This window comes from Bacteroides sp. CAG:189, assembly GCF_000432295.1.
Lineage (GTDB): Bacteria > Bacteroidota > Bacteroidia > Bacteroidales > Bacteroidaceae > Bacteroides > Bacteroides salyersiae.
In genome coordinates, this window is record NZ_HF991121.1 from 60,050 (window position 1) to 79,812 (window position 19,763).

A 19,763-nucleotide genomic window follows, 5' to 3' on the forward strand; every position below is an offset into this window, starting at 1 on the left:
TACTAAAGAGTGATTTTCCGGCTTCCGTCTTCCAATTCTTCAATGGTTACCTTTACGGCATTACCCGGAAGGAGTTCTTCCACCAGTTCCGGCCATTCTATGAAACAGAGAGCACCACTATAGAAATAGTCTTCATATCCCATATCGTATACTTCGCTGAGCTTTTTGATCCGGTAAAAATCGAAGTGGTAAATCAATTCACCTCCCTCATCGGAGCGGTATTCGTTAACGATAGCGAACGTAGGAGAAGTGATAACATCCGAAACCCCTAACTCTTCACAAAGTGCCTTTACAAAGGTAGTCTTCCCGGCTCCCATTTTTCCGTAAAGGGCAAAGACCATATTGTCACCCATAGCAGAGATAAACTCCCGTGCAGCTTCGTGTATCTGGTCTAATGATTGAATTTTAATTTCCATAATTTTATTTCCTATTGGACAATTTACTGTTTACTATTAATTACATCATGTTTTTCTTCCCTTTTCTCTAAACACATCCCCCTAAATTCTCCCATCTCCATTTTCCCATCTCAAATCTCCCTTCTCCCATCTCGAATCACCTCATTTTCCCTTCATCGTGATAAGCGGAATGATCATTTCTTCCATCGAGATACCTCCATGTTGGAAAGTGTTAGTATAGTAAGATACATAATAATTGAAGTTGTTAGGATAGGCCAGGAAGTCGCGTCCACTGGCGAAGATGTACTTCGTGCTTACATTGGGCGATGGTAACAGGGCATCTGCCGGGCGGCTTATTTCGAATACTTGTTTCGGGTTGTACGACATATTGCGCGATAGTTTGTAGCGCAGGTTTGTGTTGATTTCTCCGTTGTTGGCTTGTACTCTGATAGGATTGTCTACGCGGATACTGCCGTGATCGGTGGTAACCACTACCCGTACTTTTCGGGCTGCAAGTTCTTTCAGCAAGTCGCGTACCGGTGAATGGCGAAACCATGACAGGGTAAGGCTACGATAAGCAGCTTCCGTAGAAGCGAGTTCGCGGATCATCTTACTTTCCGTGCGGGTATGGCTCAGCATATCGATAAAGTTGAAAACTACCACGTTCAGATCATTTTGCATCAGTTGCGGAAGCTGGGCGACAAGGCGTTCACCGGCAGATGCATCGTTTATTTTATGATACGAAAAAGTATGCTGACGGCGATACCTGTCGAAGCAGGTCTGTATCAGTGGAGCTTCATTCAAATTCTTGCTTTCTTCTTCGTCCTCGTCCACCCACAAATCAGGAAACATACGCGCTATCTGATCGGGCATGAGTCCGGAAAATATCGAATTACGTGCATATTGCGTGGCCGTAGGCAAAATACTGAAATAGAGTTGTTCTTCGAAAGTGAAAAGTTCCGACAACTCGCTGGCTACAACACGCCATTGGTCATAACGGAAGTTGTCGAGCACAAGGAAACAGACTTTCTCCCCTTGGTCGAGTAAAGGAAAAATACTGCGTTTCATCAAGTCCGGACTCATCATTGGGGCCTCCTGCGGAATATTCCCTTTGCGTGTGGGATCCATTGTTTTCATCCAGTCAAGGTAGTTTCTCTTGATGAATTTGGCAAAGGCGGTATTGGCCTCTGTCTTTTGCATGGACAGCATTTCGCTCATGGGGCTGTCGCTTGCTTCCAACTCCAGTTCCCAATAGACGAGACGGCGATAGAGCTCTATCCAGTCGTCGGCAGTCAGGGAGTCATTGATCTGCATGCCTATTTTACCGAAATTCTGTTGATAAGCTGTTTGCGCCACTTCCGACACAATGTCGCGGCGGTGCAGGTTTTTCTTTAAAGATAAGAGTATCTGGTTGGGATTGACAGGCTTAATCAGATAATCGGCTATTTTACTGCCGATTGCCATATCCATAATATCCTCTTCCTCACTCTTGGTAATCATGATAACAGGCACGGTAGGAGAGATGTCCTTTATCTGTGCCAATGTCTCGAGCCCGCTGATACCGGGCATATTCTCGTCAAGGAAGATAAGGTCATAGTCCGTTTCACGGCAACGGTCAAGAGCGTCTTGTCCGTTACTTACAGTATGAACCTCGTAGCCTTTCGACTCGAGGAAAAGAATATGCGGGCGGAGAAGGTCTATCTCGTCATCTACCCAAAGTAATCGGTCTTTCTTCATCTTGATATCTACTATTTACAGTTTACTATTTACTATTTGGTTGCGCTTTCATGGCGATACCCGTGAGGGATACGCTTTAGTATACATAGAAAGAGCCGCCGGTATCGTCTATCTCTTCGCCTTCATCTTCGTCTTCAGTGGCGTTCTCGTCTACCGGTGGCAGGTTCTGCAACGGTTCATCCAACGTGCTGCCGTCTATCGGCAGGTCTTCGTCTGTACCGGCCGGTAACGGATTGAAAGTGCGTTGATAGAAGGTGTCATAATCATCAAAACTATAGAACTGGTTCAATAGTTCATAATTGGCTTGAGAAATAAGGATCGCTCTCATTCCGCTGAGCCTTTCGTTCATATGCGGATCAGCGTAGAGCTGGCGTTGGTAATATTGCGCTTCGTCATAATTGGCGAAGGAACTGATGACTAACCGGCCGATACCCCGGTCGTGGGAGAAGGCGAGGTCGAAGTTCTTTACCATGAATGAGGAGAAGTTGTAACGGGCCACTTCATAAAGAAGCTGATTCTCGTTTACCTTTCCTTCTTCGTACGCAAGGACGAACACGAATGGTGTGTTACGTTCCGCGCTGAATTCCGGAATGCTGTCCATTCCGGCTGTCCGTGTGCTGTCTGAAGCAATGTCGGCATTTCTGCGTGACCATATACTTCCGAAAGAAACACTGCCTTCCGACAGAAGACGGCCTTCCTGTACTCCTTTCAGGATATGTGCGGCAAGATCGGTAATTTCGTTTTCCGGATATTGCTGTACCAGCTCTTTCAGTTCGCTGAGGAATTGTTTCTGGTCTCCTCTTTGCAGGGCGCTTACGGCATGCAGGAACATGAATTTCGGGCGGTGTTGCCCCATCGGATATTTCTTTGCGGATAACTCCGCATTCGTCACTACCCGGTTATACTCCCCTGCCTGATACTTTTTGTACGTGTCGGCATAGAGCGAGTCTTCCAAGTGCTTTCCATAAACGGCGTTGTAGGCAAAGTCCGGATCAGAGAGTGTCTTGGCATATTTGCTGTCCGGGAAACGCTCGATCAACTGCTGTTTGTAAAGATTGGCATCCGCCATGCGTTCCATTCGTCCCAACATCAGGAACAGGTTATAGTATGCTTCATCCAATTGGGCGAAGTCGGGAAAATCATGGATTAACCGTCCGAACGAATGTTCTGCACGTGGGAAATCTTCCAGTTTATCTTTGTATATCATTCCCATGTTAAACAATCCATCCGACAATATTTCGTTGGAAGCCGCCATCGCTTCTTCCGTCAATGGAATTTGTTGCAGGTAGAACAACGGATTCTTTTCGTCGATGGTCGTTGTGTCGGCAGCCAGTTCCGAACCCGGAGCAGCAGGTTGCAGGCTCTCGCCGTCACCGGATATGTTTTCGTCTTGAGTACCTCCATTGCCGATCGAGTCTCCTTCTGCTGTCGGTTCATCGTAATTGACAGGGTCGAAGTCATCCAGAGAAACCACGGTTTTATTTCGTCTTCGCCAGTTATCCTCCAATTTGCGGCGTCCCCACAGACGTTGGAAATCTGCTTTACCCTGTGTCACCAATTGTGAATTATAGAAATACCAGGAATTGTCTCCGGTAGGGACAGTCGGTTGTGTGGTAGTCGGTCTTTGCGGAGCATTGGCAGCATTTTCGGCAGCAACAGCTTCACGCATGGCATCCCGTTCGGCCTCTTTTGCCAATCTTTTTTCTTCCTCTTCCTTCTGAATAACCCGTGCTATCAATGTATCGATTACCACCATACGGGCAGCGCTATCCAATGAGGCCAGATGTTGCAGACTGTCTTGCAATTCTACCGCAGTAGCGAAAGGTACCAACTCATCCAATACCTCAGAACGTCTTGTGACCTCTTCATATTCCGGATGTGTCTTGTCCAGCAATCCGGTGGCATCAGCATAGGCCGTTTGTGCTTCGGCATAGCGTCCCATTTGCCAGCAAAGATTGCCTAAGGTGAGTTGCAGTATTCCCTTTTCCACCCCTCCACGTGTACTCTTTTCTACTCCCAGATGGTATTCTTTGATAGCTTGGGCAGTGTCTTTGGCCGAAAGATAGATGTTTCCTAATGCATAATGAATCTGATCGAGGTACTCCTTGTTTTTATCACTGCGTGTCATCCGGTACAATTTGTCTGTGGCCTTCTTTACTTGTGCGGGATTACTTAGTTCTCCATATGAAAAACATTCCGTCTGGCGGATACGCGCGTTCAATTCCATCTCATAGGGAGGGCTGAGTTTGATAACCTTTCCATAGGCCTGATATGCTTTAGCCGGGTCTTGTAACAATTGGTATAGTTGTCCCAAAAGAAAATACTCGCGGGATTTTTGCCGTTTGTTCTTTTCGTTTTTTATGGTAGTAAGTAGGTGGGGAATGGCTTCCCGGTAACGTTGGCTTCCCAGCAAGTAGTGTCCATATGTTCTGGAATATGCCGGAGCCAGTGTAGCCGGAAGGCTGTCATTGTTCACTTTTTGCAAAACATCTTCCGCATCATAATACCACCCCATCTGTGTGTAGCATTGGGCAAGCCAAATACGGGCATTTGCCGTGATTTTGGGCTGTCCGGCGTAGAGTCGTGCGATGTATGAGAAGGTAGCGGCTGCTTCCGGAAAGTCTCCTTTCTGGAATTGTGCTTTTCCCATCAGCATCCAGGCATTGTGCAGGAACGGATTGAATTCACGGCGTGCCAGCCATTGTTTGTATTCGGGTGTATAGCGTTTTCCCGGCTTCCGGGGAGGTTTTCGCTTGATGGAGTGCACGGCGATGGCCTTTTGCGATTTTTCGATGGCACGTTCAAAATCACCGCTTCCGGTACCGACCGTCGATTTATTACCGATAGGATAGAGCGGCAACATCTCCATGTAGTTATCCTTATTCCCCTTTTCGATAGCTTTACATCCCGATTTATAGGCTTCATTCCCGTTAAAGTATACATTGTAGCGGGTAGTCATCGCATGATAGAAACGGCTTCCTTTCGTATTCTTTTTAGTCGAGCATCCCGTAAGTAATAGGATGATTAATAATGTGCCAATGCGCCAATGTGCCAATGTGCCAATGCGGAAATGAGTCAATGTGCCAATGAATTTATGTACCCGTGCGCCAATTACTTTGCTAACTTTTTTCACAGCGCAGCTAATTGGCACATTGGCACATTGGCACATTGGCACATTACCTCTCATCTTTTTATTACTTTGCATACGGCATAGATTAAGATGGATACGAATATGATAGAAGCCCCGGAGGGTACTTTCCAATGGTAGGATACGAACAAGCCGCCTAAGCATCCTAAAAATCCGATACCGATGGATAACCAGATGATGCGTTTGAAGCTGTAAGTGAACAGGTTTGCCGTCATTTGCGGGATGGTAAGCAACGAGATGGCCAACACGATGCCTACCATACGAAGACAGGAGACAATGGTTAAGGCAATAAACATCATTAGAAGATATTCGAATGCTGCTACGGGGATTCCTTGCGAACGGGCGAACTCACGATCGAATGCCACATAAATAATCGGATGGATGAACAGGCAAAAGAATAGGATAAGTAATGTCGCAAGTATACCGAGCATCAGCAAATCTCCTGTGGTGATGGTAAGTATATTGCCAAACAGATAGGCAGACAAGTCCGGTGCGAATCCCGGCGCGAGGAAACTGAACATGATGCCCAATGCCATCCCTAATGTCCAGAATACGGCAATGGCAGAGTCTTCGCGCATGTCTTTCCGTTTACTCAGCCATTCTACTCCGAAAGCCGATAATACCGAGAATATGGCCGCCGAAAGGATAGGGGATATTCCTGCAAACAATCCCAAGCCGATGCCGCCGAAGGAGGCATGTGTAATTCCTCCGCTGATGAATACCAGCCGGCGCGTCACTATATAAGTGCCGATAATTCCGCAGGCTATACTGGCCAGCAGGCTACCTAACAAGGCATGTTGAAAAAAGGTATATTGTAACAGATCCATCCAGATGCTTAACTTACTAATTATTAATAACGGAGAAAGGGAGTTACTTATTATAATCTCAGGGATGTATTCTCCGTTCTCCTATAATGAGAAAAACTTCGTCTTTTATATCATCGGGCAGATTGATACCGCGTAATTGCAGACTCCGCACCCATCCGGCTACGTCAGTCTCCTGCATGGTATAAAATACGTCACGGAACATTTCTATTTCGTCACCTGTATATGCTTCCGGTGCCCGGCCGATGAATCGGTCCAGTTCCTCGTCATCGTAATATTCTATCTTTTTACTTACAGCAGCCAACAGGCTGTCTTTTTCACAGACTTCGTGCTGTCCGCAACATTCTGCGTCTACTTCTTTCACTTCGGGAAAGCTTTCCAACTCTCCGGCATCTATCTTTTTTTGCAGCCTTCTGTTGCGGATGTATCCGGCAATCATTGCCACGATGGCAAGCAATAACAGGCTTATTAATAATATCCACATATTCTCGAAATCCTTAAATTGGAGACAAAGGTACTCATTTATTCACCACAGGTTATATAGATTAACACAGATTATTATCTGGCCTTTGTGGTGTTGGAACTGTCAGGGTTGTTCTATACTGATTTTGAATCCTGCTTGTTTCAAGTTCTCCCAGTAAGACGGATAGGATTTGGTCACCACTTGCGGATCTGCAATGCGCATCTTCGGGAAACGGACGGCTGCCGGTGCAAAAGCCATTGCCATACGGTGGTCTTCGTAGGTATTTATCACCGGCTCGGCTTCCGGTTCGCAACGCTCACCTTCCCAACAGAGTATACTGTCTTGTTCGTCGCAAAGGATATAGCCGAGTTTATACAACTCGTTTTCCAATGCAGCAATACGGTCTGTCTCTTTTATTTTCAGACTTTGCAGGCCGGTGAAGCGGAAGGGGATGCCTAAAAGACAACAGGTCACTGCGAATGTTTGTGCCAAGTCGGGGATATCTATGAAGTTTTCGTCTAACCGTTCCGGGAGTGTTCCGTTTTTCTTCAGGAGAACTCCTTCGTGGATGAATTCGGTTTCTACACCCAGGCGCGCAAAGATCTCTGCACCACGGCTGTCTCCCTGATAACTATTGGGAAACAAGCCGATAAGTTCGATTTCCGCTTTCTCTGACAGAGCGGCTATTTGATACCAGTAGGAAGCGGCACTCCAGTCACTTTCTACCATAAATGATACCGGTATATAAGGTTTCGGAGACACTTCGATACTGCTTTCCGAAAGCCAGGAAGCCTGTCCGCCGAAGTCTTTCATCAGCTGTAATGTCAAGTTGATGTAAGGGCGGGAAATAATCTCTCCGCTAAGATGCAGGCGAAGTCCGTTTTTCAGAACGGGTCCGATCATCAGTAGTGCAGAGATGTATTGCGAACTGACATTCCCTTTCAAGGTGATTTCATTTCCCGTCAGTTCTTTTCCATGAATACGTAAGGGGGGATATCCCTCTTTATTCACATAGTCGATTTGTGCCCCTAATTCACGTAAGGCATTGACCAGTATTTGTATAGGACGCTGCTGCATCCGTTCTGTTCCGGTGAGAATATGGGTTCCGGGAGTCGTACTCAGATAAGCGGTCAGAAAACGCATGGCAGTTCCTGCTGCCATGATATCTATGGTTTCGTTGTTTCCATCCAATGCTTTAATCATGACGAGCGTGTCGTCACAATCGGACAGGTTGCATGGCGGAGTAGTGCCTTGGGCAAGCGCATTGAGAATAAGTGCACGGTTACTGATGCTTTTAGAAGCGGGTAATTGTATGGTAGCCTTCACGGCGGAAGGAACTGATAGTTTATAACGCATGGCTTTTGATACGATAATAATTAATGTACCTGCAAAAATAAGGATTTATTTTCGCATAATTCGATTATCGGAGTAACAGATATCTTAATATACCTATCTATTGGTAAATTAATGGATATTTTATGAAAATACAGGTAGCATAGTTGCATATATAGCCCCGGATATATATCTTTGTGCCATTCCCTTTATGATGTAAATAAAGACCCGGTGAGAAGAAGCATTAGAAAAAGAGTCTGCATTTCATGGTTGTTGCTTGCAACATTCATGCCTTTCTTCGTGGTGAAAGCATTTCACCATCACGAAGCGGAAAATGCCGTGTCTGCTTCTTGTCCGGATACTCATCATTCCCACCATTCGCATAATGCTTGTGATGATTGTGCTGTCTGTAAATACTCTCTTTCTCTTTTTACGGAAGCCGATTCATCCGATTTTATACTGATATTGCCGCTCGTCCCTTATGAGCGGGTTACTTACCCGGAAAAGATAGCATATGCGCTTTCTTATTCCCATTATCTGCGCGGACCTCCGGTAGCATAATTACTTCTTATTTCTTTCACAGTATTATAAACAATAAATTGTAAATGATGCGTATCGGATTTATTTCGGGCGTGTTAGGTGTATTCTTTACCCTATGCGTCCATGCGCAAAAGTCCGATTCAATACAAAGTGTGTCTTTATCTGAAGTGGTTGTTACGGAATCGTACCGGCAATATCAGATGAAAAAGACGGCACTTACGGTTGATGTGGCAAACAAGGACTTTTTGCGGAAAAACTTTACCGGTAACTTGATGCAAGCTATGGCTAATATTCCAGGTGTGCAGGCAATGGATATCGGAGTCGGTGCTTCGAAACCGATGATCCGGGGAATGGGATTCAACCGGATTGTTGTATCGGAGAACGGAGTGAAACAGGAAGGGCAACAATGGGGAGCAGATCATGGATTGGAATTGGATGCTTTTAATGTAGAGACCGTCAGTGTGTTGAAAGGGCCTTCTTCCTTGCTTTATGGAAGTGATGCTATGGGAGGGGTAATTGATATTCAACAGGCTGCCTTGCCTGTTGCCGATCAGTTTTTCGCGGAAGCGGCGCTTTTGGGAAAAACAGTGAATGGTACGGTGGGCGGTTCTCTTATGCTGGGCTTTAAAAAAAATGTATGGTTTGCCAAAATCCGTTATTCCGAACAGCATTTCGGGGATTATCGGGTACCGGCGGATACGGTGGTTTATTTGACTCAGAAAATGCCGTTATATGGGCAGAGGATGAAGAATACGGCCGGATTTGAACGGAATGTCAGTTTCTTTACCCGGTATCATCGGGGTGGATATAAGTCGGATTATATGGTGAGTAATGTGTTTCAGAAGAACGGTTTTTTTCCGGGGGCACATGGGATTCCCGATATATCACGGTTACAGGATGACGGGGATAATCGTAATATAGAATTACCCTTCAGTAAAGTGAATCATGTGAAGTTTACTACCCATCAGCAGTATGTTTGGGAAAAGGTACTTCTGTCAGCGGATTTGGGCTTTCAGAATAATCACCGGGAAGAATGGAGCCTGTTTCATACACATTATGGGACACAATCACCGCCCGAACAAGATCCTGATAAAGAGCTGGCTTTTGAACTGAATACTTTTAGCACTTCGGTCAGGTTACGCTTGTTCGGTTTTTCTTTTTGGGAGCATACGGTCGGTTGGGATGTTCAACATCAACGAAATGCGATCTCCGGTTATGCCTTTCTGTTACCGGAATATCATCGTTTTTCTACCGGCTTGCTCTGGCTTACCACTTATCGTCCCAACAATTCTTTTTCTGTTTCGGGAGGGATACGCTATGACTACGGTGCGGTTCATATTTCGTCTCATGAAGACAATTATCTGGCGACTTATTTAATAGGACAGGGTTATGACGAGGAACAGGTGGAGTCTTATCGTTGGAACAGTCATAAAGTAAACAAGCGGTTTGGTGATTATTCTCTGTCATTAGGAATGGTATGGAATCCGGTTCCGGTGCATCTGTTGAAAATAAATATCGGTCGTAGCTTCCGTTTGCCCGGTGCCAATGAATTAGCTTCCAATGGAGTACATCATGGGACTTTCCGTCATGAACAGGGTGATGCTTTGTTGGCTTCCGAGCAAGGATGGCAATTGGATACTTCCTATCTTTTTGAACGTCGGGGCGTGTCTGCTTCTATTTCTCCGTATGTCAGTTGGTTTAGCAATTATATTTTTCTGCACTCTACCGGAGAATGGTCTGTGTTACCTCATGCCGGACAAATTTACCGGTATGCGGAAGCAGAAGCTGTGTTCGTCGGTTTGGAAGCAGCGTTCAGTGTCGATTTTTTTCATCGGTTCAATTATCGTTTCTCCGGCGAATATATCTATACTTATAATTGTGACGAGCATATTCCACTGAGTTTTTCACCTCCTGCTTCCATGCGTAATGTGTTGACATGGAGGAAGAATCAATTTGCCGTTTATGCAGAGTGGCAAGCCATTGCCTCTCAAAATCGGGTAGATCGTAATGAAGATCGCACTCCGGGAACTGATTTGTTCCATCTTGGTGGAACAGTAAATCTTCCGGTTGGAGGAACAAAAGTTGAAATAACACTGACAGCCCGGAATATATTCGATACCCGACATTACAATCATCTCAGTTTCTACCGGAAGATGGAGATACCAGAACCGGGACGGAACTTTCAGTTATTAATTAAAATACCTATTAAACGATTATTAAAATGAAAACAAAAAAATATTTCATAGCCATACTGGCGATTTCCGCAGCTACATTTTTTTCTTGTGACAATAATGATAGTGATACCATTAAACCAGTGATTGAACTACATGAACCGGCTGAAGGGCAAGCTTTACTGATCGGCTCGGAAGAAGGTGTGCATTTTGAGATGGATCTTTCGGATGATGTCATGCTGAAGTCTTACAAAATAGATATTCATAATAATTTCGATCACCATTCGCATGGAAGAACCAGGGTAGAAAGAGGTGGAACGGCTTTTTCATTCAACCGTTCATATGATGTTTCCGGTCAAAAAACTGCACACATACATCATCACGATATTGTAATTCCTGCAGATGCAACTCCCGGGAATTATCATTTGATGGTGTATTGTACGGATGTCGCAGGTAATGAAAGTTATATTGCCCGTAATATTGTGCTTAGTACGACGGCATCTTTACATGTACATGAAAAATGAGTAGGAACAGGCGTTTGTATCGGGCCGGACTTTTCAAACTGAGCCTGATCCCAAATGTGTTCCACTAAAAAATAAATCAGCCACTTACTTGATTGTAAATGGCTGATTTTCGGTAGTCGGGATGACAAGATTCGAACTTGCGACCACACGCCCCCCAGACGCGTACTCTACCGGGCTGAGCTACATCCCGAATTGCGGATGCAAAAGTAGTACTTTATTTTTAAATAGCCAAGAAACGCATGAATAATTTCTTCCTAAAAATGTTTTGATTTGATAATGAGTGAATGATTGATCCATAATTTCTGCTGTAAAAGTATTATTTTTGAAGTGTTTTTCATTCTGATTTCATTAGATTATAAAGAAAAAGGTTATTATATATTATAGGATAAAACTTTAAATGTTTCGTATTTGTTTATGAAAGAATGTAAATAGTATGTGCTTTTTTTCTGTAATGTAATACCGGAATTCTTGTATTTGTACCCGATAATCAGCTATATTATATTTTTGCATAAATATTTTAAAGATAAATTAGTGAATGCCAAATAGTAAAATAAAAGGATCGTTAGAAATCAGTGTCCTTGGCGATGAATTCAAAATCTGCAGAAATTTGAAGTATCTTCCTTTGACAACTTATCCTTCTTATATCCAGACGGGGCTGATCGTTTTCTGTTTAAAAGGCAATGCGAATATTAACATATATGATAATGAACATCTGTTATGTGAAAATGAATTAGCTGTCTTTTTCCCGGGACAGCTTGTGTCGTTTACGAATTTTAGTGATGACTTTATAACGCTTACTTTTATTCTTTCATCCTCTTTTTATGAGGATGTTTTGAGCGGGGTACATCGTTTTTCTCCTCATTATTTTTTTTATATGAGGAGTCATTTCTGGTTTTCCTTGAATGAACGTGAAGTGGCTGGGTTCAATATGTATTTTGATCTGATTTCGAACCGGATAAGGCAGGGACAGGGGCCTTACCGGAGAGAAGCTTTGATTCATTTGCTGAGATTCTTCTATCTTGATCTGTATAATACTTATCTTAATGATTCTCTGTTGATGGGAGGGCATAAGCCGGATGCACGTAAAGAAGAATTAGCCGATCAGTTTTTTAAACTGATAATGGAGCACTACAAAGAAAACAGAGAGGTAGCTTTTTATGCCGATAAATTGTTTATTACTTCCAAATATCTGTCTATGATAATCAAGGAAGTAAGCGGTAAAACGGCTAAAGATTGGATAACTGAATATATTGTTTTGGAAATTAAGGCGTTGCTGAAGAACTCTACTATGAATATCCAGCAAATTGCTATTAAGACAAATTTTGCCAATCAGTCTTCATTAGGACGTTTCTTCAGGAAACATACCGGTATGTCGCTCTTGGAGTATAGAATGCAGAAATAAAAATGAATAAAACAAATGAAACAAGCAGAAAAGATTTGGAAACGTAGGTGGAGGACAGTATGCGGAATTATATTGTTGCAGGTTTTCTTATGTCCTTTGTTTGCTACAAACCTGCAACTGAAAGACGGAGGAATTCTTATTGTTAATGCAAACTCAGACCTTTCGCCACTGTGTAATCATATTATCAGTGAGTTGATTCATAGTTTGCCGGTAGAATACAAAGGTATGGCAATTTCACCAGAGAACCTGAATTTGGCACAGGTGTATGACGAAATGCAGATGGATACAGTGCGAATGAATCTGTTTACCAAATATGAAAATAAAATTCCGGCACTCGTTATTATAATGGGCGGGAATACTTGGATGTTGATTCATGAAGAGTTGGAAAGGCGATGGAAAGACACTCCGGTAATTCTGTTTACAGAAAACAATTATGTGGGGCCCACCAGCGTTTATTACCAAAAAATGGCTATTCCACGTGGAGAACAGATACCATTGCGAAGTATCATAAACGGGCACAATGTGGTTTTAGTATATGCTCCCTATTATATAAAGGAGACAATCGATTTGATGTATGGGCAGATTCCCGATATGAGTGAGTTGGTATTCATCTCGGATCGTCGATGGTTTAGTGCTCAGTGCAGGCAGGAGGTAGCAGAAGCGGTGGTGAAGTATTTTCCCGATTTGCGATTACGTTTTTTTACAGAGGGGCAAAAGAGCATGGAGGAAATAGTGAGCTATCTTAAACGGACTGATAAAAATACAGGGGTATTGTATGCAGCATGGGAAGTGCTTGATATTCCTTCTTCCAATACGTCATTATTGTCTGCACGTACTTATAAACTGTTGAATCAGTATGGCATGCAGCCTGTATTCACATTGGGCGATATGAATGGGAAAACGGGATTGGTAGGTGGCTATTTTTCATTGTCGAAAGATATAAGTAAGGCAATAGCGGATGTCAGTATTAAAATTCTGAATGGAAGCAAAGCTTCTGAGATACTGACTACAAAAGTGAATGCCGGTCCTGTTTTTAATTATGAAGAATTGCTTAGAACCGGGTTGGAGCCTGGTCTTTGTCCGTCGAATACCTATTTTTATGATAAGCCTGCAAATTTCATAGAGCAGTACAAGTATATTTTGGGTGCTGTTTTGCTATGTATTGTTTTCGGAATGATTCTTTTGTTGGTTCGCATCCATTTCTTGAGTAATATCCGTAGGATACAGGCAAAACAGATCTATTTAATGAGCAATTATAATGATCTGTTTAATGATATGCCTCTTGTTTATCTGAGATGCCGGCTGATAAGAGGAGAGGATGACAAGGTAAATGATTATTTGATTATAGATGTTAATCCCAGCTTCGAAAAACATTTTGGCAAGAAAGAAGAGGCCTTAGGTAAACGGGGAAGTGTACTGAATAGTTCCGAAGTTTTCGCCTGTTTAAAGAAGTATATGGACGTAGCAGGGCGGGAACGTAAAACAGTGTCTTTTCCTATGCATGCCAGAAACGGGCACGATTATGACGTTCTTGTTATGAACTCCGATACTCCGGAGGTGATTAATGTGTTCTGTGTGGATACTACCGAGCTTATTCATACTCGTCAGTCATTACGGACCATTAATCATAAATTGTCTATGGCACTCGGTATTGCAAATATTACCCCTTGGAGATGGAATCTGGTAGAGAACTGTATTTGGTTTGATGGTAATAGAGAACTTAGGAATGGTGCCACATCGGAAATGAAAGAAGACTCTTTTGCCATGCCTGTATCGGAAATAGTGAAGGGAATTCACAAAGACGATTTAAAACGGATAAAAGAGGCTTTTCGGGATTTGAGAGACGGGAAAAAGCAGAAAGTGAACGAAAAACTTCGTGCACTTACTGTCCCCTATACGGATTATGACTGGCTGGAGGTTTGGGCAGCAGTTGACGAAACGGATGATGCGGGCAAGCCATTGACCCTTATCGGTTCTGCACTGATTATAACCGACAGGAAAAAGATGGAGGAAGAACTTATTGCCGCCAAGGAAAAAGCAGAAGAGGCTAACCGGCTTAAATCTGCATTTATAGCCAATATGAGTCATGAAATACGTACACCGTTAAATGCCATTGTCGGTTTTTCCAGTGTACTCGATTCTGCCAAAAGTGAAAAGGAACGCAAGGAATATTTACATATCATCGAACATAATAATCAATTATTGCTCCAATTGATTAATGATATTATTGATCTCTCGAAAATTGAAGCGGGGACATTGGAATTTGTGAATTCGAATGTTTATCTGGATGATCTGATGCAGGAATTGGAAAGAATGTTTCGTCTGAAAGCGGAAGAGAAAAAGCTGGTGTTACAGTTTGATGATTTGCATATGGAATGCTATGTAAATGCAGACCGGAACAGGTTGATGCAGGTAATGAATAACCTGCTGTCCAATGCTATTAAATTTACCTCCGAAGGAAGCATTCATTTTGGCTTCTCCCGATTGAATGACGGCATGCTCCGCTTCTATGTTGCCGACACCGGATGTGGTGTCCCGGAAGAGTATCGGCAGAAGATATTCGGACGTTTTGTGAAGTTGAACAGTTTTGTTCAAGGCATTGGTCTGGGATTATCGATTTGTGATACGATTGTCCGGTATATGAATGGGGAAATCGGTGTTGAATCGAATAAAGGCAAGGGATCTGTGTTTTGGTTTACAATACCTTATCAGGAAATAAAAGGAATATAAAGAGGATTCTATCCTCTTTATATTCCCATACATTCCCGATAGAAATCAAACATTCCGAAAATCTGATCTTTGTCGGCTGTTTGATTGATACTGATATCTCCGATTTCTTTCAGCAAGGTGAAGTTGATTACTCCGGCAGTATTCTTTTTATCATGCTGCATCAGAGCATAAAGTTGTTCATATTGCTTGCAATCAAATGTAAAACTGCCGTAATTCTCTTTTATAAATTGTATTGTCTGCCGCATCTTCTCTTTAGGGAAGCCTGTTTTGAGATGCGATAGGTATAGTTCGCAAACAATTCCCCATGCCACTGCGTACCCGTGAAGTACCGGACGGTTTTCTGCCAGTGCCAGGCTCTCGAATGCATGCCCTACGGTATGTCCCAGATTCAGAGCTTTACGGATGCCGTGTTCGAAGGGGTCTTGCTCTACGATATTTTCCTTTACTTGCACTGATTCTCCTACCAGTTTTTTCAGATACTTATAATCAATGAGACCGGTATTGAAATTAAGAAGTTCCGCCCAATGAGCTACATTGCTGATGAGCCCGTGTTTCAGCATCTCGGCATATCCCGAGAAGAAGTTTTGGGCATCCAGACTGCGTAGAAATTCTGTTTCAATCAATACACTGTCCGCCGGGGCAAATACACCGACTTCGTTTTTCAGACCGTTGAAATTAATTCCGGTTTTTCCTCCTACTGATGCATCTACCATGGCGAGCAAAGTAGTGGGAACATTGATATAAGCGAAACCTCTTTTGAAAGTCGCGGCTGCAAAACCTCCCAAATCCGTCACCATACCTCCGCCCAGATTTACCAGAAACGAATGGCGGCTTGCGCCTTTATCGCTTAAAACCTGCCATACGGAAGCCAGTGTTTCCAATGTTTTGTGTACATCGCCTGCCCCGATGGTTATTTCGATGGCGTCTTTCAGAAAAGAAACTTCCCTCATCTGAGGCATACACAGGCGATGGGTATGTTCATCGGTCAGGATAAACAGACGGTCGTGCGGGCATTTTTCAATGGCACGGCCAAGACTGACTTCCAGGCTCTCGCACAGGATAACTTCTTGCTTGCTCATAATTCGATTTGCTTTTTACGCTACAAAAGTATATAAAAAACTTTTTTTTGCTTACTTTTGTCTCATTAAAACATCAAATCAATGAAAGCATTACTACCTGTATACTGTCGCCCTTTGGGATATGTAATTCTGATCGTGGCTCTTTTTCTTCCTTTTATTCTTGTGATGATGGGAAAGGTAACCGATACCAATTTACTGTTTTATAAAGAATGTACCAAACTTCTGATGATTGTAGGCGCGCTTATGATCCTTTTTGCTCTCTCAAAGAATGAGAGCCGGGAGACCGAACAGATACGTAATCTGGCCACGCGTAATGCCATTTTTCTCACTGTGCTGTTTGTCTTTGGCGGAATGCTCTATCGGGTGGCTACGGGAGATTTGGTGACGGTGGATACCTCTTCCTTTTTGACTTTCCTTGTTATTAACGTCCTTTGTCTTGAATTCGGGATGAAAAAGGCGATGGTGGATAAAATATTTAAAAGATAATTGTAACCTCATTAAACCTTTTGCGTTGACAAGTGTCAAAAAAACAATTGTCACTACTACAAACGCATAGACTAATGAAAAAATTATCGATCTGGATGGTACTGTTGTTACTATGTACCCTCTCTGCATTTGCACAAAACAAAGTGATCACCGTCTCCGGACGCGTGGTTGAAGAAGACACGAAGGAACCTGTCGAGATGGCAACGGTTCAATTGTTAGCATTGCCGGACAGCACCCAGGCAGCCGGTATCACTACACAGAAACAAGGTGCATTTACGCTGCCTAAGGTGAAAGCCGGAAAGTATGTGTTGAAGATTTCCTATATCGGGTTTATTACTCAGAATATTCCTCTCCAGTTGTCGGAAAAAGCTCCTGCAAAAAATATGGGTACCATTGCATTGCAGTCCGATGCTGTGATGTTGAGTGAAGCGGTCATTACGGCTGAGGCACCTCCTGTAACGGTAAAGGCGGACACTACAGAGTATAATGCTTCTGCTTATCGGGTGGCCGAAGGGGCCATGTTGGAGGAATTGGTAAAAAAGATACCCGGAGCAGAAGTGGATAAAGACGGGAAGATCACTCTGAATGGTAAGGAGATAAAAAAGATCATGGTGGATGGTAAGGAGTTTTTCTCTGATGATCCCAGTGTCTCAATGAAGAATTTACCGGCTAATATGGTTGAAAAGGTAAAAGCCTATGATAAGAAGAGTGATATGGCCCGTATTACAGGCATTGATGATGGTGAAGAAGAAGCCGTGCTCGACCTTACTGTAAAGAAGGGGATGAAGAAAGGATGGATTGGAAATCTTATTGCCGGTTACGGTAGTGATGAACGTTATGAAGCAGGTGCGATGGTCAGCCGGTTTAAGGATGATGCCAGTATTTCGATTATTGGTGCTGCTAATAATACAAATAATAAGGGATTCTCTGAATTTGGCGATGCCGGTCAGGGGCTTAGTGGAGGTAATGCCGGTTCGGGTATCACTACGACGCGTTCTTTAGGTGTTAACTTTGCAAAAGACACGAAAAAGGTACAAGTGGGAGGTAACGTTCAATATGGTTATTCTGATAATGATGCCCGTAGGAAGAGTTCAACGGAAACATTTTTGGGAGAACAGTCTTCGTTTGGTGCCAGTGAAAATACGTCACGTCGTAAACGGCACGACTTGCGTGTGGATTTTCGTTTGGAGTGGCGGCCGGATACGCTTACTACGATTATTTTCCGCCCCAGTGGCAGTTATTCGAAAACAAACTCGGAAAATGCTTCCGGATCGGATACCTGGAATAATACCCACGACCCGGTAAATGCCAAGATATCTTCCTCTTCTTCCAACAGTAATAATTATTCGCTTAATGGAAATCTGATGATGTTTCGCCGCTTGAACAATAAAGGACGTAACATACATGTGGGAGCACGTTTCGGATATAGTGACGGTGAGACGGACAGTTATTCGGAATCCAGTACAGAGTTTTTTGAGTTAGACAGTATTTCGGATATAGCACGCTATACGAACCGGACGAGCGACAGCCGGAATTGGAGCGTGTCGGCTTCTTATACAGAGCCGGTATTTAAGAACCATTTCGTTCAGTTGCGTTATGAGTTTGCGCACCGGAAACAATTGGCCCAGTCTTTGGTTTATGATAGTATAAATAAGTATCCATATCCGGAATATTTTGAGCGGGGGTATGATAATGAGCTGAGTACGAAAGTGGAAAACTTCTATGATACGCATACAGCCGATCTTTCAATCCGGGGTATCCATCCTAAAATGATGTATAGTGCGGGGGTAAGCTTAACCCCGCAATCTTCGTTGAGTGAAACGACAATCGGCCCTAATTCCGATCGTCATTTACCTCAGCAAAATGTGTTGAATTGGGCGCCGTCTGTTATGTTCCGCTATATGTTTAATAAACAGCATGTATTAATGTTCCGTTATCGTGGACGTAGCAGTACTCCGAACATTGAAGATTTGCAGGAAGTAATCGATATTACCGATCCGATGAGTTTGAGATATGGTAATCCCAATTTGAAACCTTCGTTCAATAATACTTTCTCTCTGTATTACAATAAGTTCACTCCTGAAAGTATGCGTAGCTATTCATTAAATTTGTATTATTCGAATACGTTGAATTCTGTTGCCAATAAGATGACTTATGATCCGCAGACAGGTGCACGTACGTACAGGAAAGAAAATGTGAATGGCAATTGGAATGCCCGTGGATATTTCTCGTTCAATACTCCGTTTAAGAATAAGAAATTTACGATGTCTTCCAATGCTAATGTCCGTTATAGCGATGCTGTGAGTTATACTACGGTTGGCAAGGATAAGAGTAACCAGGAGTTAAGTACGACTCATAATTTTGCTGTGGGCGAACGTCTGACAGGTAATTATCGTTGCGATGCTTTTGATGTGTCTCTCAATGGATCGGTAAATTATAATCTGGTACGCAACAGCAAACAGGAGAATAGTAATCGTGAGACTTTCGATTATTACGTGGGTGGTAATACGAATGTTAATCTTCCTTGGCAGATGTATCTCTCGACTGATATAAATTGTCGTTTTAAAAGTGGGTATACAGGTGGCTTCAATGATAATGAGCTTATTTGGAATGCACAGATATCCAAGAATTTCCTTAAAAACAATGCAGCGACTCTTCGCTTCAAGATCTATGATATCCTCAAGCAGCAGACCAACCTGAGTCGTTCTATCAGTGAAACGCAGATGAGCGACACGGAATATAATACATTGGGCAGTTATTTCATGGTGCACTTTGTATATCGTTTCAATACGTTAGGGGGGAAAGCTCCCGGACGTCGCGGTCCGGGTATGGGCCCCGGCGGTGGTAGAGGTCCCGGCGGCGGTCACGGTGGCGGAAGACTACGTTTCTAAACTTTACGCATAAAAAGAAAAGAGGTTCATGACTTATAAAT

The 19,763-nt window shown here is 43.2% G+C and carries 14 protein-coding genes and 1 tRNA gene; 7 read left to right on the plus strand and 8 right to left on the minus strand.

The window, feature by feature from the left end; all coding sequences use genetic code 11:
• Positions 1 to 2: 2 nt before the first annotated feature.
• From tsaE to QVP90_RS17515, 6 genes are all read right to left on the minus strand, one after another.
• On the minus strand, positions 3 to 416 hold the full coding sequence (gene tsaE, locus QVP90_RS17490; RefSeq protein WP_021937135.1) for a tRNA (adenosine(37)-N6)-threonylcarbamoyltransferase complex ATPase subunit type 1 TsaE: 414 nt from the start codon (positions 414 to 416) through the stop codon (positions 3 to 5).
• Positions 417 to 557: 141 nt separating this feature from the next.
• The gene (locus tag QVP90_RS17495; RefSeq protein ID WP_021937136.1) at positions 558 to 2,132 is read right to left on the minus strand and encodes a bifunctional response regulator/alkaline phosphatase family protein; all 1,575 of its coding nucleotides are present in this window, start codon (positions 2,130 to 2,132) and stop codon (positions 558 to 560) included.
• Between the two features lie 76 nt (positions 2,133 to 2,208).
• The gene (porW, locus tag QVP90_RS17500; protein WP_441293878.1) at positions 2,209 to 5,265 is read right to left on the minus strand and encodes a type IX secretion system periplasmic lipoprotein PorW/SprE; all 3,057 of its coding nucleotides are present in this window, start codon (positions 5,263 to 5,265) and stop codon (positions 2,209 to 2,211) included.
• A gap of 50 nt (positions 5,266 to 5,315) precedes the next feature.
• Positions 5,316 to 6,107 (minus strand): metal ABC transporter permease, encoded by a 792-nt coding sequence (locus tag QVP90_RS17505; protein ID WP_005925900.1) that lies wholly within the window; start codon positions 6,105 to 6,107, stop codon positions 5,316 to 5,318.
• 58 nt (positions 6,108 to 6,165) lie between these two features.
• Complete coding sequence (locus QVP90_RS17510; RefSeq protein ID WP_005925897.1) at positions 6,166 to 6,588, minus strand: hypothetical protein; 423 nt, start codon at positions 6,586 to 6,588, stop codon at positions 6,166 to 6,168.
• A 102-nt stretch (positions 6,589 to 6,690) separates the two neighbouring features.
• Positions 6,691 to 7,923: a 3-phosphoshikimate 1-carboxyvinyltransferase gene (locus tag QVP90_RS17515; RefSeq protein WP_005925894.1), complete on the minus strand. Its 1,233-nt coding sequence runs from the start codon at positions 7,921 to 7,923 to the stop codon at positions 6,691 to 6,693.
• 207 nt (positions 7,924 to 8,130) lie between these two features.
• Here QVP90_RS17515 and QVP90_RS17520 point away from each other — a divergent pair, with 207 nt between their 5' ends.
• The 3 genes from QVP90_RS17520 to QVP90_RS17530 are packed head-to-tail and all read left to right on the plus strand — an operon-like array spanning position 8,131 to position 11,134.
• A complete protein-coding gene (locus QVP90_RS17520) occupies positions 8,131 to 8,460 on the plus strand; it encodes a hypothetical protein (RefSeq protein WP_025818967.1) in 330 nt (109 codons plus the stop codon).
• A gap of 47 nt (positions 8,461 to 8,507) precedes the next feature.
• Complete coding sequence (locus QVP90_RS17525; protein WP_264381135.1) at positions 8,508 to 10,664, plus strand: TonB-dependent receptor; 2,157 nt, start codon at positions 8,508 to 8,510, stop codon at positions 10,662 to 10,664.
• Entirely contained in the window at positions 10,661 to 11,134 is a 474-nt protein-coding gene (locus QVP90_RS17530; RefSeq protein ID WP_021937139.1) for a DUF4625 domain-containing protein, read from the plus strand. The genes QVP90_RS17525 and QVP90_RS17530 overlap by 4 nt, the downstream gene beginning before the upstream one ends.
• Before the next feature lie 116 nt (positions 11,135 to 11,250).
• On the opposite strand, the gene QVP90_RS17535 is transcribed toward QVP90_RS17530, so the two are convergent.
• Positions 11,251 to 11,324: transfer RNA gene (locus QVP90_RS17535), tRNA-Pro, on the minus strand.
• Between the two features lie 345 nt (positions 11,325 to 11,669).
• Here QVP90_RS17535 and QVP90_RS17540 point away from each other — a divergent pair.
• Both QVP90_RS17540 and QVP90_RS17545 read left to right on the plus strand, forming a co-directional pair.
• Positions 11,670 to 12,536, plus strand: a complete 867-nt coding sequence (locus tag QVP90_RS17540; RefSeq protein WP_021937140.1) for a helix-turn-helix domain-containing protein — start codon at positions 11,670 to 11,672, stop codon at positions 12,534 to 12,536.
• A 15-nt stretch (positions 12,537 to 12,551) separates the two neighbouring features.
• Entirely contained in the window at positions 12,552 to 15,266 is a 2,715-nt protein-coding gene (locus QVP90_RS17545; RefSeq protein ID WP_021937141.1) for a sensor histidine kinase, read from the plus strand.
• Positions 15,267 to 15,283: 17 nt separating this feature from the next.
• Here the strand turns inward: QVP90_RS17545 and aroB are convergent, their stop codons facing one another.
• Positions 15,284 to 16,345, minus strand: a complete 1,062-nt coding sequence (aroB, locus tag QVP90_RS17550; RefSeq protein ID WP_021937142.1) for a 3-dehydroquinate synthase — start codon at positions 16,343 to 16,345, stop codon at positions 15,284 to 15,286.
• An 81-nt stretch (positions 16,346 to 16,426) separates the two neighbouring features.
• On the opposite strand from aroB, the gene QVP90_RS17555 reads away from it, so the two are divergent.
• Complete coding sequence (locus QVP90_RS17555; RefSeq protein ID WP_021937143.1) at positions 16,427 to 16,831, plus strand: hypothetical protein; 405 nt, start codon at positions 16,427 to 16,429, stop codon at positions 16,829 to 16,831.
• A gap of 74 nt (positions 16,832 to 16,905) precedes the next feature.
• Positions 16,906 to 19,722, plus strand: coding sequence for a TonB-dependent receptor (locus QVP90_RS17560; protein ID WP_264380763.1), 2,817 nt, complete (start codon positions 16,906 to 16,908; stop codon positions 19,720 to 19,722).
• The last annotated feature ends 41 nt before the right edge of the window (positions 19,723 to 19,763 follow it).

Excerpts from the sequence above, each read along its gene's own strand:
- tsaE (WP_021937135.1), bottom strand. The coding sequence starts at position 416 with ATGGAAATTAAAATTCAATCATTAGACCAGATACACGAAGCTGCACGG.
- QVP90_RS17495 (WP_021937136.1), bottom strand. The coding sequence starts at position 2,132 with ATGAAGAAAGACCGATTACTTTGGGTAGATGACGAGATAGACCTTCTC.
- QVP90_RS17505 (WP_005925900.1), bottom strand. The coding sequence starts at position 6,107 with ATGGATCTGTTACAATATACCTTTTTTCAACATGCCTTGTTAGGTAGC.
- QVP90_RS17510 (WP_005925897.1), bottom strand. The coding sequence starts at position 6,588 with ATGTGGATATTATTAATAAGCCTGTTATTGCTTGCCATCGTGGCAATG.
- QVP90_RS17515 (WP_005925894.1), bottom strand. The coding sequence starts at position 7,923 with ATGCGTTATAAACTATCAGTTCCTTCCGCCGTGAAGGCTACCATACAA.
- QVP90_RS17525 (WP_264381135.1), top strand. The coding sequence starts at position 8,508 with ATGCGTATCGGATTTATTTCGGGCGTGTTAGGTGTATTCTTTACCCTA.
- QVP90_RS17530 (WP_021937139.1), top strand. The coding sequence starts at position 10,661 with ATGAAAACAAAAAAATATTTCATAGCCATACTGGCGATTTCCGCAGCT.
- QVP90_RS17540 (WP_021937140.1), top strand. The coding sequence starts at position 11,670 with ATGCCAAATAGTAAAATAAAAGGATCGTTAGAAATCAGTGTCCTTGGC.
- QVP90_RS17545 (WP_021937141.1), top strand. The coding sequence starts at position 12,552 with ATGAAACAAGCAGAAAAGATTTGGAAACGTAGGTGGAGGACAGTATGC.
- aroB (WP_021937142.1), bottom strand. The coding sequence starts at position 16,345 with ATGAGCAAGCAAGAAGTTATCCTGTGCGAGAGCCTGGAAGTCAGTCTT.
- QVP90_RS17555 (WP_021937143.1), top strand. The coding sequence starts at position 16,427 with ATGAAAGCATTACTACCTGTATACTGTCGCCCTTTGGGATATGTAATT.
- QVP90_RS17560 (WP_264380763.1), top strand. The coding sequence starts at position 16,906 with ATGAAAAAATTATCGATCTGGATGGTACTGTTGTTACTATGTACCCTC.